Origin of the sequence: Phenylobacterium sp. (assembly GCF_030651755.1) — a bacterium.
In the GTDB taxonomy this organism is placed as follows: Bacteria; Pseudomonadota; Alphaproteobacteria; order Caulobacterales; family Caulobacteraceae; genus Phenylobacterium.
This window is the reverse complement of record NZ_JAUSBZ010000113.1, coordinates 14,086-27,983: the sequence shown is the minus strand read 5'-3', so window position 1 is coordinate 27,983 and position 13,898 is coordinate 14,086. Positions and strand designations below refer to the sequence as shown.

Sequence of the window (13,898 nt, the reverse complement as noted above, 5' to 3'; positions counted from 1 at the left end):
AGCCCACCCGGCCGCCGCCCATGCCGAGCGCCCCGGCGCCGCCCCCCGTCCCGCGTCCTGACCGCACCATCGCCTCGCAGCCCGTCTTCCTTGACGAGCGACAGGCCGTGGCCGGGCAGCTGAGCGCCGAGGAGCGAAGCTATGAGGAGCGGTTGCGGGCCTCGTACAATTCCGCCCAGGGCCTCCAGGGTCCCCTTGACGGGGGCTGGTCCCTGGAGACCATCGCCGGACAGGACCTTTACGCCCTGCGCTTTGTCGACCGGGGGTCTGGCCCCCTGGAAGGCGCCTGGCGCGACGCCCGCCGCCCCGGGGCCTTGGACGGCTACGGCTTTCTCGACAGCATTGATCGCAGCGGCGGCCGGGTGACCCTGCGGTTCACGCCGCGGCGCGGCGCCCCGCCGGCTGTGATCACCCTGACCGCCGCCCCCAGCGGCCAATGGTCCGGGGAAATGATCGAGGACGGCGCCCCCCGCAGCGTGGTCATGCGTCGGCGCTAGGACGTCTCAAACACTGCGTCAGGTTGCCGCACGCCTTCGACGCTACCAGGAGGCGAGCCCCTGGGGTTTTCTATAAGTTATTGAACTCAAATAGCTTGTATCCCGACTGAGCCCCGGCGTCGCCCCCGCGCGGTTAAGCCCTTGGGAACGGCTGTTAACAATAGCTCTCGCTTCTGACTGTCTCCCTGCACACCAAACGCGAAGGCCGGAAGCGATGACCATCTCCAAGCGCATTCAGTTGATCCTGGTCCCTCCGCTGCTGGCCCTCCTGGTCGCCATGGCCGCCCTTCTCGCCCAGAGTTGGAACGGACTCCAGCGCACTGGAGCGATCCTCGACGAGATCGCCGCCGCCACAGCCGGCGGTCGGCTGGTGCACGAGCTCCAGGCCGAGCGCAGTCTTTCGAACCTGGGTCTGACCATGGGGACCCCGGCGGACAAGCTGGACGACCAGCGGACCCGGGTGGACGCCGCCGCGCAGGCCTACCGCGCCGCGGTGGCGCACGCCCCGCCGCAGATCAGCGCCCAGGTGCTCGCCGCCTTGGAGAGCCTGCCGAGCCTTCGCGCGGAAATCGACGCTGGCGGCCTGACCACCGAGCGCCTGCTGGCGGGCTATGCCGAACTCATCGACGCCGAGCTTGCGTCGCTCGAGGAGGTGGCGATCGACGCCGCTCAGGAAGGCCACACCCTCGGCGCGACCTTCCGCGCCTATGACGCGGCGGTGATCGGCAAGGAGTTGGCGGCCGAGGAGCGCGCGCTGACCCTGGGAAGCCTGGCCGCGGGCGGCCTGACCCCCGACGCCCTGGCCACGCTCAGCCGCCTGCAAGGGGGCGAGGCCACGGCCTTCGCCTTCCTGGATCACACCACCGAGCCAGGTGTCAGCCAGGCCTGGAAGGCCTTCCTGGCCTCGTCGGAGCATCGCGCCGTCGTCGAACTGCGCGACGCCATCCGCGCAGGCGAGGCGCCCTCGACGGCGGCCTGGAACGACGCCGCCGGCCGGCGGGCCGAGGCCCTGCACAGCCTGGAAGACGCCCTGGCGCAACAGGTGGACGCCGCCGCCCAGACCGCCGCCGCCGCGCACCGGCGCACCCTTGGCCTGCTCGCCCTGATCCTGTCGGTCACCTTGATCGGCGTCGTCGCCCTGGGCCTGCGGGTGGCGCGCGCCATCACCCGGCCCATGGCCGACCTCACCGACAGCATGGGACGGCTGGCCGAGGGGGATACCAGCGTCGCCGTCCGTCACGTGGATCGCCGGGACGAGCTGGGCGTCATGAGCCGGGCCCTGGCCCACTTCCGGGACATACTGGTGGCCAAGCGAGAGGCTGACGCCGAACTGGCCCAGGCCGAAGCGCGAGCGCTACAGGATCGCCAGGCCGCCGAGGCCCGGGCCCTGGCCGAGGAGCGGGCCCTGGTGGCCGGCAGCATCGGCGCGGCGATCAGCCGGCTGGCCGACGGCGACCTTACCCACCGACTCTCGCGAGACCTGCCCGAGGCCTATCTGCAACTGGCCACCGACTATAACGGCGCCATGGACCGGGTGAGCGCCATCATGGGCGCCATCGCCGAGCTCACCGGGACCCTGCATGGTAGCGCCGAAGAGCTCAGCCGCGCCTCCGACGCCCTGTCGCGCCGCACCGAGCAGCAGGCGGCGAGCCTGGAGGAATCCGCCGCAGCCCTGGAACAGACGGCTCAGTCGGTCCGCAAGACCGCCAATGGCGTCGGCCATACCCGCGACGTGATCGCCGGCACCACCAAGGCCTCGCAGGACACGAGCGCTGTGGTGCGCGACGCGGTCGCGGCCATGGCGCGGATCGAAAACTCCGCCGGCCGTATCTCCACCATCATCGGGGTGATCGACGAGATCGCCTTCCAGACCAATCTGCTGGCCCTGAACGCCGGCGTCGAAGCCGCCCGGGCCGGGGACGCCGGTCGCGGCTTCGCCGTCGTCGCCTCCGAAGTCAGGGCGCTAGCCCAGCGCTCGGCGGACGCGGCCAAGGAGATCAAGGGTTTGATCGCCGCCTCAAGCGAGAACGTAAATGAAGGCGTCGGCCTGGTCCGCCGGACGGGCGGCGCGATCTCCGAAATCACCGAGCAGGTCAGCGCCATCGACAGCCTGGTGGCCGAGATCGCCGGCTCCGCCGAGGAACAGGCCCACGCCCTGGCCCTGGTCAGCCAGGCCGTCAGTCAGATGGACTCGGTGACCCAGCAGAACGCCGCCATGTCGGAAGAGAGCACGGCCGCCAGCCAGTCGGTGAGCCACGAGGCCGACCGCCTGCGGCAGATGATCGCCCACTTCCGGATTTCTCGCGGCGGCGGGGGCCTTCAGCGGGCCGCCGCCTGAGGCCCGAGCCCAAGGGCCGGACTGGCCGCGGCCAGGGCCCTCGCCAGCTCGGCCGCGCCATAGGCCCGCCCGCCGCCGCGTCCCCAGACGGGGTCTGGCCAGGCGGGGTCATCGGACCTGCGGCCGACCACATGGATGTGGAGCTGAGGCGTCACATTGCCCAGGGCGCCGACGTTCAGTTTCTCCACCGGCCGTCCCAAGGCCTCGCCCGCCGCCCGGACCCCCCGCCCAGCCGCAAGAATCTCGGCCATCAGACGGGTCTGATCGCCTGCCGACAGGTCCTCCAGCTCCCGGGCGCCGGACACCCTGGGGATCAGGACGATCCAGGGATAGCCGGCGTCGTCCTGCAGCCTGGCGGCGCACAGGGGCAGGTCGGCCAGGGGGTGTGAGGTGGCGACGAAGGCCGGGTCGAGGACGAACATGGCGCCAGACTGGCCTGGACCCGCCAGGGCGGCAAGCGGGACCCGTCGCGCGCCCTGGTCCGCCGCGGCGCTTGCGGCCTTACCGCCCCTTGGGCTAGGGACCGCCAACAAAGTCGGCCAAAGCCAGGAGATACCCCATGACCAGCAAGACCCCGATCCGCGTCGCGGTCACCGGCGCGGCCGGCAATATCGGCTACGCCCTGCTCTTCCGCATCGCCTCTGGCGAAATGCTCGGCAAGGACCAGCCGGTGATCCTGCAGATGCTGGAGATCCCCACCGAGGGCGCCCAGAAGGCCCTGAAGGGCGTGGCCATGGAGCTGGACGACTGCGCCTTCCCGCTCCTGCAGGACATGGTGCTCACCGACGACCCCAAGGTGGCCTTCAAGGACGCCAACTGGAGCCTGCTGGTGGGCTCCAAGCCCCGCGGTCCTGGCATGGAGCGCGCCGACCTCCTGAAGGACAACGGCAAGATCTTCATCGCCCAGGGCCAGGCCATCGACGCGGTCGCCGCCGATGACGCCCGCGTCGCCGTGGTCGGCAATCCCTGCAACACCAATGTGATGATCGCCGCCAGCCAGGCCAAGCGCCTGTCGCCGGATCGCTTCACCGCCATGGTGCGCCTTGACGAGAACCGCGGCCGCGCCCAGCTGGCCAAGAAGGCCGGCGTCTCGATCAACGACGTCTCCGACCTCTACATCTACGGCAACCACAGCCCGACCATGTTTGCCGACTTCACCCACGCCAAGATCGGCGGCAAGTCTGCCGCCGACGTCATCGGCGACGAAGCCTGGCTGAAGAACGACTACCTGCCCACCGTGGGCAAGCGCGGCGCGGCCATCATCGAGGCCCGCGGCCAGAGCTCGGCGGCCTCGGCGGCCAACGCCCTGATTGACCATGTCCGCGACCTGGTCACGCCTGGCAAGATCCACTCCGTCGCCATCAATTCGGAAGGCCGCTACGGCTTCGCCGACGGCGTCTGGGCCGGCATGCCGGTGAAGACCACGACGCCGGGCGCCTATGAGGTCGTCACCAGCTACGAGATGGACGAGTTCGCCAAGTCGAAGATCGCGATCACCAATGACGAACTGGTGGGCGAGCGCGACACCGTGAAGGACATGCTCGGCTGAACGCCTGAGCGGACCTGACACCTGACAGATGGGCGGTCCGGGGAAGTCTGGGCCGCCCTTTCTGTTGCACGCTCACCAGGACGGCTGCACGCTCACCAGGACGGCGGCCAGGGCGGGGCCTCGGGCGGCGGAAGATCGGCCTGGGCCTCAAGTTCGGCGATCCGGGCGGCATAGACCTCGGCCACGGCGGCCGGGGCGTCCATGGCGGCGTCCTCCCGCGCCCGAAGCCAGCGCCGTTGCTGACGTTCCAGCCGCCAGTCGGCGACCCCGGCGGCGAGGGCCTGTTCATAGGCCGCCGCCAGCCGCTGGTCGGCCTCGGCCAGGAAGGGGTCGGCGCAGACCACCCGTTCGGCCCGGCTGCGGGCCCGGCGGCAGTCAAAGCTGGGCGGCACGACCATATTCGCCGGCTGGCGCAGGGCGTCGGGGTCCCAGGGAAGCGCGGGCGCCGGCGGTCCCTCGGCGCGCTCCACGGCGGGGGGCGGCTCAGGGATCAGCGGCGGATTGTGCGGCGCGGCCTCGGCCATGTCGTCGGGCAGGACGTCGAGCGGCGCCCCTGGGGAGAGCGGCGTCACGGGCGCGACGGCCGATTCGGCCAACTGAATGTCCAGGGTCTTGGCGCCCGCGGGGGCCATGTCGGGCAGCTCCCCCCCGGTCAGCAGGACGCCCAGGGCGAGTACGGCGGCCAGGACAAGCCCAAGGCCGCCCGCGACCCACAGCCCTGTACGCTTGGGACGCTCCGGCGGCGGCGGCGTCGGCTCAAGCCGCAGGTCGCCCGCCGCGTCGTGGGTCGGATCCAAGGCGTTGGGGCGCGGCGCAGATGGGTCTTGATCGTCGAGGTTCATGGACGTGCCAGGCTGATGATCTTGCGGACCGGTATCGACAAGGCTGGCTCCTTACGCCTGAATTGCGGCTGAACGATGCGAAATGGGATGAAGGGGAGGGTCATGACCCTTGCAACAGCGCCTAACGGTCAGACCCTTGGCCCGACCCTGGAAACCGAACGGCTGATCCTGCGGCCCCCGACCATGAGCGACTTCGAGCCCTGGTGCGCCTTTTCCGCCGATGAGGAGGCCGCCCGCTATATCGGCGGGGTGATGAACCCCGCCCAGGTCTGGCGCTCGATGATGATGATCGCCGGGTCGTGGGCGCTGGAGGGTTTCTCCATGTTCTCGGTGATCGAGAAGGAGAGCGGGCGATGGGTGGGCCGCCTCGGGCCCTGGCGGCCCCACGGCTGGCCGGGGACCGAGGTCGGCTGGGGGATCATCCGCGACTGCTGGGGCCGGGGTTACGCCACCGAGGGGGCGGCCGCGGCCATGGACTTCGCCTTCGACGAGCTCGGTTGGGACGAGGTGATCCACACCATTGAGCCGGTCAATGTGAACTCTCAGGCGGTGGCCCAGCGCCTGGGCTCCCAGGTGCTGCGGCAGGCCCGCCTGCCGGTCCCCATGGATGTGCAGGTCGATGTCTGGGGCCAGGGTCGCGAGGCCTGGCGGGCCCGGCGAGGCAAGCCCGGCTAGTACCAGCCGGCCGCCCGCAGCTGGCGGGAATAGGTGCGGCTGACGGGCGCCTGGACGCCGTTCTTGAGCGTCAGGACCGCGCGGCCGTCCCCCCGTCGCACATCCTCGATGGCGGCCCGGGCCACCCACCAGGACCGGTGGACCTGGGCGCCCTCCAGCCCCGCCAGCTCATCGATCGCATCGCCCAGGCGCATGAGGATCAGGTCCTGGCCCAGGGCGGTGTGCAGCCGCAGATAGTGGTCCTCGGCCTCAATGGCGTAGAGCGCCGCGCCGCGCAGGCGCGGCGGCAGCCGCTCCAGGAAGCGCACCGGCCCGGGCTGAACAGGGATCGCGTTCAGCCGCCGCATGGCCTGGCGGCGGCTCTCCACCAGGGTGTTCAACACCGTCATGGCCAGGGACAGGACGAAGACGCTGCCGAACAGATAGGGCAGGCCGCCCAGGGGAATCTGGTGGCCGAAGGCCAGCCAGGTGGCCAGCCAGACCAGGCCGGTGAACGGCGCCGCCATGGCCAGGGCGGCCCACAGGCAGCTGAGCCAGACCCCGGAAGGCGGCTCCTCCCCGCCCTGATCGGGGAAGAGGGCCCGGGCGATAAAGCCGCCCCACAGGGCGCCAAGCCCCATCATGGGCAGCCAGTAGGCCAGGCGCCGCCCGATTGAAGCGTCCTCATGGACGAAGGCGCCCGACAGGGCGAGGAACCCGCCGACCGCGAGCGCGATCGCCAGACCCCGGACCCAGCCGGTGACATCCTCATAGGGGCCCCAGGTCCAGGGGCGGCGCGCCGCCGACGTTTCGCCGACGGCGATAGGCGGCGCTTCACGACGGCGGGACGTCATCCCACGAAACCACGCTGGTCGTCCGCCGCGCCTCAACCCCTGTCTCCCCCAGATCGCGGCCAGCCCGCCGCCCCAGGAGATAACCGATGTCGCTCGCCCCGCAAGACGCCGTCCGCCAAACGCGCCGCCCCGTTGGCGCCTGGACCTTTGGCCGGGGCTTCGCGCTGAGCATGGCGGTGGTGCTGGCGGTCCTGGCCGGCGCCATGTGGGGGATCTGGCCCGCCATCTGGCGAGAACTTGCCGCGGCGCGGCCCCACGCGCCGGATTTCGCCGTGCTGGCCAGTCTGTCGCCGGTGGTCAGGATCCATCTCTACACCGCTCTGGCCGCCCTGGGGCTCGGCGCGGTGCTGATGGCGGCGCGCAAGGGGCGGATGTTCCATAGGACCGCAGGCTGGATCTGGGTGGCGCTGGTGATGACGACGGCGGTCTCGACCCTGTTCATCACCAGTCTGAGCCCCGGACGCTGGTCGCTGATCCACCTGTTCACCGGCTGGACCCTGATCATCCTGCCCCTGGCGGTGATGTGGGCCAGGCGCCGCGACGTGACCCGCCACCGGCGGGCGATGATGGGTCTGTTCTACGGCGCCTTCGCCGTCAATCTGGCCTTCACCTTCATTCCCGGGCGCACCATGTGGGACCTATTCTTTGGCTAGTTGGTACGCGTCACTTTGGTTAGGCCGTTACGTCGGGTTAGCGGGTTGCCACGCTGAAAGGCGGCGCCTATAAGCCCGAGAACTCGCCGGTCTGGGCGAGACGATTTCAGCGACATATCGCGGCCTCATGAACATTCACGAGCATCAAGCCAAAGCCGTCCTCGCAGAGTTCGGCGTGGCGGTCCCGCGCGGCTTCGCCGCCCACACCGTCGAAGAGGCCGCCCAGGCCGCCGAGAAGCTGGGAGGCCCGGTCTGGGTCGTCAAATCCCAGATTCACGCCGGCGGACGCGGCAAGGGCCGCTTCGAGGGCCTCGGTCCCGACGCCAAGGGCGGGGTCCGGGTGGTCAAGTCGGCCGCAGAGGTCAAGTCCAACGCCGAAGAGATGCTCGGCCGGGTGCTGGTGACCCATCAGACGGGCCCCAAGGGCAAGCAGGTCAACCGCCTCTATATCGAGGAAGGCGCGGCCATCGCCCGGGAGCTCTACCTCTCCCTGCTGGTCGACCGCGACACCAGCCGCGTCTCGGTGGTCGCCTCCACCGAAGGCGGCATGGACATCGAAGAGGTCGCCGCCTCCACCCCTGAAAAGATCATCAGCTTCTCCATCGACCCGGCCACCGGCGTCTTCCCGCACCATGGGCGAAACCTGGCCAAGTCGCTGGGCCTGACCGGCGGTCTGGCCAAGGAGGCCGCCACCCTGCTCGGCCAGCTCTATGGCGCCTTCGTCGCCAAGGACATGGAGATGCTCGAGATCAACCCGCTGATCGTCACCGCTGACGATCATCTGCGGGTGCTGGACGCCAAGGTCAGCTTCGACGGCAACGCGCTCTACCGCCATCCCGACATCGTGGCGCTGCGCGACACCAGCGAAGAGGACGACAAGGAAATCGAGGCGTCCAAGTACGACCTTTCCTACATCGCCCTGGATGGCGAGATCGGCTGCATGGTCAATGGCGCCGGCCTGGCCATGGCGACCATGGACATCATCAAGCTCTACGGCGCCGAGCCGGCCAACTTCCTCGACGTGGGCGGCGGCGCCACCAAGGAAAAGGTCATCGCGGCCTTCAAGATCATCACCGCCGATCCCAGCGTGAAGGGGATCCTGGTCAATATCTTCGGCGGCATCATGCGCTGCGACATCATCGCCGAGGGCGTGGTCGAGGCGGTGAAGGAAGTCGGCCTGCAGGTGCCCCTGGTGGTTCGCCTGGAAGGCACCAATGTCGAGCTCGGCAAGAAGATCATCTCCGAGAGCGGCCTGAACGTCGTGTCCGCCAATGATCTGTCGGACGGCGCAGAAAAGATCGTCAAGGCCGTTCGGGAAGCCGCTTAATGTCCATCCTCATCGGTAAAGAAACCCGCGTCATCTGCCAGGGCATCACCGGCAGCCAGGGCACCTTCCACTCCGAACAGGCCATCGCCTACGGCACCAAGATGGTCGGCGGCGTGACCCCCGGTAAGGGCGGTACGACCCATATCGGCCTGCCGGTGTTCGACACCGTTGGCGAGGCGGTTCGCGAGACCGGCGCCGAGGCCAGCGTGATCTATGTCCCGCCGCCGTTCGCCGCGGACTCGATCCTGGAAGCCATCCAGGCCGAGATTCCCCTGATCATCTGTATCACCGAGGGCATCCCGGTGGCCGACATGGTCAAGGTCAAGCGCGCCCTGTCGGGCTCCAAGTCCCGCCTGATCGGTCCCAACTGCCCGGGCGTCCTGACCCCGGACGAGTGCAAGATCGGCATCATGCCGGGAAATATCTTCAAGCGCGGCTCGGTGGGTGTTGTCTCCCGCTCCGGCACGCTTACCTACGAAGCTGTGTTTCAGACCACTCAGGTGGGCTTGGGCCAGACCACGGCTGTCGGCATCGGCGGCGACCCGGTCAAGGGCACCGAGTTCATCGACGTGCTTCAGATGTTCCTCGACGACGACGAGACCGAGTCGATCATCATGATCGGCGAGATCGGCGGCGCAGCCGAGGAAGCGGCGGCTGAATTCATCAAGAATTCACCAAAGAAGAAGCCTATGGTCGGATTCATCGCGGGACGCACCGCCCCTCCGGGACGGCGTATGGGTCACGCGGGCGCAATCATTTCGGGCGGCAAGGGCGGTGCCGAGGACAAGATCGCGGCGATGGAAGATGCGGGCATCCGCGTCTCGCCTTCTCCGGCGAAACTCGGCGAAACCCTGCTCCAGGTGCTCAAGGGCGCCTGACACAATCAAAGCGTATGGCGGTCCGCCGTCGGCTCCTCTCACCAAGTAGCTTCGCGGACCGTCTGGAAGCGGAAGCATGGCGGACGACGCAGGTTTGATCAACGAGGTGCTCGCTGAGACCTCATTCCTCTACGGCGGCAATCTGGCCTTCGTAGAAGACCTCTACGCCCAGTGGGCGCAGAAGCCGGACGCCGTCGACCCCTCCTGGCAGGCCTTTTTCGCCTCGCTGCATGAGCGCGCCGAGGAGATCAAGGCCGCCGCGGCCAGACCCGGCTGGGTCCGCCCCGACGCGCAGCCTGCGCGCCCTGACTGGCTCTCGGCCCTGGACGGCCTCTGGCCCGCGGTCGAGGCCAAACTGGAAAAAAAGGTCGCCGATCGCGCGCCGGCCGCCTCGACTGACGAGGTCCGCGCCGCCACCCTGGATTCCCTGCGCGCCATCATGATGATCCGGGCCTACCGGATGCGCGGGCATCTGCGGGCCAATCTCGATCCCCTGGGCATCGCCATCGTGCCCGGCGACGCCAGCGAGCTGGATCCGGCCTCTTACGGCTTCTCGGAGTCCGACTACGACCGCCCGATCTTCCTGGACTATGTGCTGGGTCTTGAGACCTCCACCGTCCGCGAGATCCTCGACATCCTGCGGCGCACCTACTGCGGCGACCTGGGCGTGCAGTACATGCACATCTCCGATCCGCACCAGAAGGCCTGGATGCAGGAGCGGATCGTGGGGCGCGACAAGGAGATCGAGTTCACCGAGAGGGGCAAGGTGGCCATTCTCAAGAAGCTGATCGAGGCCGAGGGCTTCGAGCGCTTCCTGCACCGCCGCTTCCCCGGCACCAAGCGCTTCGGCCTGGACGGGGGCGAGGCCATGGTCCCGGCCCTCGAGCAGATCATCAAGCGCGGCGGGGCGCTGGGCGTCCGTGACATCGTCCTGGGCATGCCCCACCGGGGCCGCCTGAACGTCCTGGCCGCGGTGATGGGCAAGCCCTACCAGGTGATCTTCCATGAATTCCAGGGCGGCTCGTCCCTGCCCACCGACATCGAGGGCTCCGGCGACGTCAAGTATCACCTGGGCGCCTCGTCGGACCGGGAGTTCGACGGCAACTCCGTCCACCTGTCGCTGACCGCCAATCCCAGCCACCTGGAGATCGTCAATCCGGTGGTGATCGGCAAGGCCCGGGCCAAGCAGGCCTTCACCCTGCGCGAAAATCCAGACGCCGGCCGCAACCATGTCCTGCCCCTGCTGCTGCACGGGGATGCGGCCTTCGCCGGCCAGGGCGTGGTGGCCGAGTGTTTCGCCCTGTCCGGCCTCAAGGGGTATGGAGTCGGCGGCTCGATCCACTTCATCGTCAACAACCAGATCGGCTTCACCACCAGCCCGAAGAACAGCCGCTCCTCACCCTATCCTTCGGACGTCGCCCTGATGGTTGAGGCGCCGATCTTCCACGTGAACGGGGACGATCCCGAGGCCGTGGTCTTCGCCGCCAAGGTGGCCACCGAGTTCCGCCAGCAGTTTGGCAAGGACGTGGTCATCGACATGTTCTGCTATCGCCGGTTCGGTCACAACGAGGGTGACGACCCGACGATGACCCAGCCCCTGATGTACGCCAAGATCAAGGGCCACCCGTCGACCCGCGAGATCTACACCAAGCGCCTGATCGACGAGAAGGTGGTGACGCCTGAAGACGTGGATGGCTGGATCGCCGAGTTCGCCGACTTCCTCGACAAGGAATTCGACGCCGGCAAGGACTACAAGGCCAACAAGGCCGACTGGCTGGACGGCAAGTGGTCGGGCCTGACCCTGCCCACCACCGAGGATCGCCGCGGGGACACCGCCGTCCCCCTGCAGAAGCTCCTTGATCTGGGCCGCAAGATCACCGCCGCGCCGGAACGGATCAGCGTTCACAAGACCGTCGCCCGGGTCTTGCAGACCCGCCGTGACGCCATCGAGAGCGGCGAGGGCCTGGACTGGGCCACCGCCGAGCACCTGGCCTTCGCCACCCTCCTGGACGAGGGCTATCCGGTCCGCCTGTCGGGCCAGGACAGCGTGCGCGGCACCTTCACCCAGCGCCATTCGGCACTGATCGACCAGAAGACCGAGGACGCCTACTTCCCCTTGCGCAACCTCTCGCCCAATCAGGCCCATTTCGAGGTGCTGGATTCGGCGCTTTCGGAAGAGGCGGTGCTGGGCTTCGAGTACGGTTTCTCCCTGGCCGAGCCCCGGACGCTGACCCTGTGGGAGGCCCAGTTCGGGGACTTCACCAACGGCGCCCAGGTGGTCATCGACCAGTTCATCTCGTCTGGCGAACGCAAGTGGCTGCGGATGAGCGGCCTCGTCATGCTTCTGCCCCATGGCTATGAGGGCCAGGGGCCGGAGCACTCGTCGGCCAGGCTCGAGCGGTTCCTGCAGTCCTGCGCCGAGGACAATATGCAGGTGGCCAACTGCACCACCCCGGCCAACTATTTCCACATCCTGCGCCGCCAGCTGCTGCGGGAGTTCCGCAAGCCGCTGATCCTGATGACGCCCAAGAGCCTGCTGCGTCACAAGAAGGCGGTTTCGCGCCTCACCGACATGTCGGAGGGCTCGTCCTTCCACCGGGTGCTGCTGGACGACGCCGAGCGCGGCGAGAACACCTCCGTCGCCCTGGTCCCCGATGACAAGATCCGCCGGGTCATCCTGTGCTCGGGCAAGGTCTATTACGACCTGCTGGAGGCGCGCGAAGCCAAGGGGATCAACGATGTCTACATCCTGCGCCTGGAGCAGTTCTATCCCTGGCCGGTGAAGTCCCTGTCCAATGAGCTCAAGCGCTTCAAGGACGCCGAACTGGTCTGGTGCCAGGAAGAGCCCAAGAATATGGGCGGCTGGACCTTCGTCGATCCGTGGCTGGAGCTGACCCTTGAGCGCCTGGACGTCCAGTCCCGTCGCGCCCGCTATGTGGGCCGCCCCGCCTCGGCCTCGACGGCTGCGGGCCAGATGAGCCGTCATTTGGCCGAGCTTGAAACCTTCCTCAACGAAGCCTTCGCCTAGGCGTCGTTCCGTCTAAAGAACTGAATAAGAACAGGAATCTACCACTATGGCCGACATCATGACCCCCGCCCTGGGCGAGTCCGTCACCGAGGCGACGGTGGCGCGCTGGACCAAGAAGGCGGGCGATGCCGTCCGTAAGGACGAGATCCTGGTGGAGCTGGAGACCGACAAGGTCAGCCTGGAAGTCGCCGCCCCGGCCGATGGGGTGCTGAGCGAGATTCTGGCCGGCGAAGGCGACACGGTCGAGCCGGGCACGGTGCTGGGCAAGATGTCCGAAGGCGCCGCCGCCGCCCCGGCCAAGGCTGAAGCCCCCAAGGCCGAAGCCAAGCCGGAACCCACGGCCGAGGCGCCCAAGGCCGAAGCGCCCGCCCCCAAGGCCGACGCCCCCAAGCCCGCAGCCCCTTCGGCCCAGCGGATCGCCACCGAAAACAGCCTCGACCTCTCCAAGGTCGGCGGCTCGGGCAAGGACGGCCGGGTGACCAAGGGCGACGCCATCGCGGCCCTTGAGGCCCGGGCCAACGCGCCTGCGCCGGCCGCCGCCCCGGCCGCGCCGCGTGAACTGCACGAGCGCGAGGAGCGGGTCCGCATGACCCGCCTGCGCCAGACCATCGCGCGTCGCCTGAAGGAGGCGCAGAACAACGCCGCCATGCTGACCACCTTCAACGAGGTGGATATGAGCGCGGTCATGGCCCTGCGCACCGAATACAAGGACGTGTTCGAGAAGCGCCACGGGGTGCGCCTGGGCTTTATGAGCTTCTTCGTGAAGGCCTGTATCGCGGCCCTGAAGCAGGTGCCCGACGTCAATGCCGAGATCGACGGCCAGGACATCATCTACAAGAACCACTACGACATCGGCGTGGCGGTCGGCACCGAGAAGGGCCTGGTGGTCCCGGTCATCCGTGACGCCGACGAGATGAGCCTGGCCGGGGTCGAAAAGGCCATCGGCGCCATGGGCAAGAAGGCCCGCGACGGCCAGCTGGCCCTGGACGACCTGCAGGGCGGCACCTTCACCATCTCCAATGGCGGGGTCTATGGCTCGCTGATGTCGACGCCGATCCTCAATGCGCCGCAGTCGGGCATCCTGGGCATGCACAAGATCCAGGAGCGTCCGATGGTCGTGAAGGGCCAGGTGGTGGTCCGCCCGATGATGTATCTGGCGCTGTCCTACGACCACCGGGTGGTCGACGGCCAGGGCGCGGTGACCTTCCTGGTCAAGGTCAAGGACGCCATCGAAGATCCCCAGCGCCTGCTGCTGGACCTCTAAAGACAGCCTGGGGC

At 68.4% G+C, this 13,898-nt stretch carries 11 protein-coding genes and 1 pseudogene; 9 read left to right on the top strand and 3 right to left on the bottom strand.

All coding sequences use genetic code 11. The annotated features are described in order from the left end of the window. Positions 1 to 497: pseudogene (locus Q7V15_RS10625) on the top strand (hypothetical protein); the annotation flags it as partial. A 214-nt stretch (positions 498 to 711) separates the two neighbouring features. After that, on the top strand, positions 712 to 2,835 hold the full coding sequence (locus Q7V15_RS10620) for a methyl-accepting chemotaxis protein (protein ID WP_304755534.1): 2,124 nt from the start codon (positions 712 to 714) through the stop codon (positions 2,833 to 2,835). Here the strand turns inward: Q7V15_RS10620 and Q7V15_RS10615 are convergent. Beyond that, positions 2,817 to 3,257: an HIT domain-containing protein gene (locus tag Q7V15_RS10615; RefSeq protein WP_304755533.1), complete on the bottom strand. Its 441-nt coding sequence runs from the start codon at positions 3,255 to 3,257 to the stop codon at positions 2,817 to 2,819. The two genes, Q7V15_RS10620 and Q7V15_RS10615, sit on opposite strands and share 19 nt — an antisense overlap. Positions 3,258 to 3,394: 137 nt before the next feature. Between Q7V15_RS10615 and Q7V15_RS10610 the strand changes: the two genes are divergently transcribed. Continuing rightward, entirely contained in the window at positions 3,395 to 4,384 is a 990-nt protein-coding gene (locus Q7V15_RS10610) for a malate dehydrogenase (RefSeq protein WP_304755532.1), read from the top strand. 92 nt (positions 4,385 to 4,476) lie between these two features. On the opposite strand, the gene Q7V15_RS10605 is transcribed toward Q7V15_RS10610, so the two are convergent. After that, positions 4,477 to 5,226 carry a hypothetical protein gene (locus Q7V15_RS10605; RefSeq protein ID WP_304755531.1) on the bottom strand — a complete coding sequence of 250 codons (750 nt, stop codon included), beginning with the start codon at positions 5,224 to 5,226 and terminating at the stop codon, positions 4,477 to 4,479. A 102-nt stretch (positions 5,227 to 5,328) separates the two neighbouring features. Here Q7V15_RS10605 and Q7V15_RS10600 point away from each other — a divergent pair, with 102 nt between their 5' ends. Beyond that, positions 5,329 to 5,901 (top strand): GNAT family N-acetyltransferase, encoded by a 573-nt coding sequence (locus tag Q7V15_RS10600; protein WP_304755530.1) that lies wholly within the window; start codon positions 5,329 to 5,331, stop codon positions 5,899 to 5,901. Here the strand turns inward: Q7V15_RS10600 and Q7V15_RS10595 are convergent. Beyond that, positions 5,898 to 6,734, bottom strand: a complete 837-nt coding sequence (locus Q7V15_RS10595) for a LytTR family DNA-binding domain-containing protein (RefSeq protein WP_304755529.1) — start codon at positions 6,732 to 6,734, stop codon at positions 5,898 to 5,900. The genes Q7V15_RS10600 and Q7V15_RS10595 overlap by 4 nt on opposite strands. Before the next feature lie 86 nt (positions 6,735 to 6,820). Between Q7V15_RS10595 and Q7V15_RS10590 the strand changes: the two genes are divergently transcribed. From Q7V15_RS10590 to odhB, 5 genes are all read left to right on the top strand, one after another. Beyond that, positions 6,821 to 7,387, top strand: a complete 567-nt coding sequence (locus tag Q7V15_RS10590) for a DUF2306 domain-containing protein (RefSeq protein ID WP_304755528.1) — start codon at positions 6,821 to 6,823, stop codon at positions 7,385 to 7,387. Positions 7,388 to 7,514: 127 nt separating this feature from the next. Beyond that, positions 7,515 to 8,714, top strand: a complete 1,200-nt coding sequence (sucC, locus tag Q7V15_RS10585) for an ADP-forming succinate--CoA ligase subunit beta (RefSeq protein WP_304755527.1) — start codon at positions 7,515 to 7,517, stop codon at positions 8,712 to 8,714. Continuing rightward, positions 8,714 to 9,592: a succinate--CoA ligase subunit alpha gene (gene sucD, locus Q7V15_RS10580; RefSeq protein ID WP_304755526.1), complete on the top strand. Its 879-nt coding sequence runs from the start codon at positions 8,714 to 8,716 to the stop codon at positions 9,590 to 9,592. Before sucC ends, sucD begins: the two co-directional genes overlap by 1 nt. Positions 9,593 to 9,668: 76 nt before the next feature. Then, on the top strand, positions 9,669 to 12,620 hold the full coding sequence (locus Q7V15_RS10575; protein WP_304755525.1) for a 2-oxoglutarate dehydrogenase E1 component: 2,952 nt from the start codon (positions 9,669 to 9,671) through the stop codon (positions 12,618 to 12,620). A 46-nt stretch (positions 12,621 to 12,666) separates the two neighbouring features. Then, positions 12,667 to 13,884 (top strand): 2-oxoglutarate dehydrogenase complex dihydrolipoyllysine-residue succinyltransferase, encoded by a 1,218-nt coding sequence (gene odhB / locus Q7V15_RS10570; RefSeq protein WP_304755524.1) that lies wholly within the window; start codon positions 12,667 to 12,669, stop codon positions 13,882 to 13,884. Positions 13,885 to 13,898 lie beyond the last annotated feature (14 nt).

What these genes read in the sequence shown, in the direction of transcription:
- Q7V15_RS10620 (WP_304755534.1), top strand. Translation starts at nt 712, where the DNA reads ATGACCATCTCCAAGCGCATTCAGTTGATCCTGGTCCCTCCGCTGCTG.
- Q7V15_RS10615 (WP_304755533.1), bottom strand. Translation starts at nt 3,257, where the DNA reads ATGTTCGTCCTCGACCCGGCCTTCGTCGCCACCTCACACCCCCTGGCC.
- Q7V15_RS10610 (WP_304755532.1), top strand. Translation starts at nt 3,395, where the DNA reads ATGACCAGCAAGACCCCGATCCGCGTCGCGGTCACCGGCGCGGCCGGC.
- Q7V15_RS10605 (WP_304755531.1), bottom strand. Translation starts at nt 5,226, where the DNA reads ATGAACCTCGACGATCAAGACCCATCTGCGCCGCGCCCCAACGCCTTG.
- Q7V15_RS10600 (WP_304755530.1), top strand. Translation starts at nt 5,329, where the DNA reads ATGACCCTTGCAACAGCGCCTAACGGTCAGACCCTTGGCCCGACCCTG.
- Q7V15_RS10595 (WP_304755529.1), bottom strand. Translation starts at nt 6,734, where the DNA reads ATGACGTCCCGCCGTCGTGAAGCGCCGCCTATCGCCGTCGGCGAAACG.
- Q7V15_RS10590 (WP_304755528.1), top strand. Translation starts at nt 6,821, where the DNA reads ATGTCGCTCGCCCCGCAAGACGCCGTCCGCCAAACGCGCCGCCCCGTT.
- sucC (WP_304755527.1), top strand. Translation starts at nt 7,515, where the DNA reads ATGAACATTCACGAGCATCAAGCCAAAGCCGTCCTCGCAGAGTTCGGC.
- sucD (WP_304755526.1), top strand. Translation starts at nt 8,714, where the DNA reads ATGTCCATCCTCATCGGTAAAGAAACCCGCGTCATCTGCCAGGGCATC.
- Q7V15_RS10575 (WP_304755525.1), top strand. Translation starts at nt 9,669, where the DNA reads ATGGCGGACGACGCAGGTTTGATCAACGAGGTGCTCGCTGAGACCTCA.
- odhB (WP_304755524.1), top strand. Translation starts at nt 12,667, where the DNA reads ATGGCCGACATCATGACCCCCGCCCTGGGCGAGTCCGTCACCGAGGCG.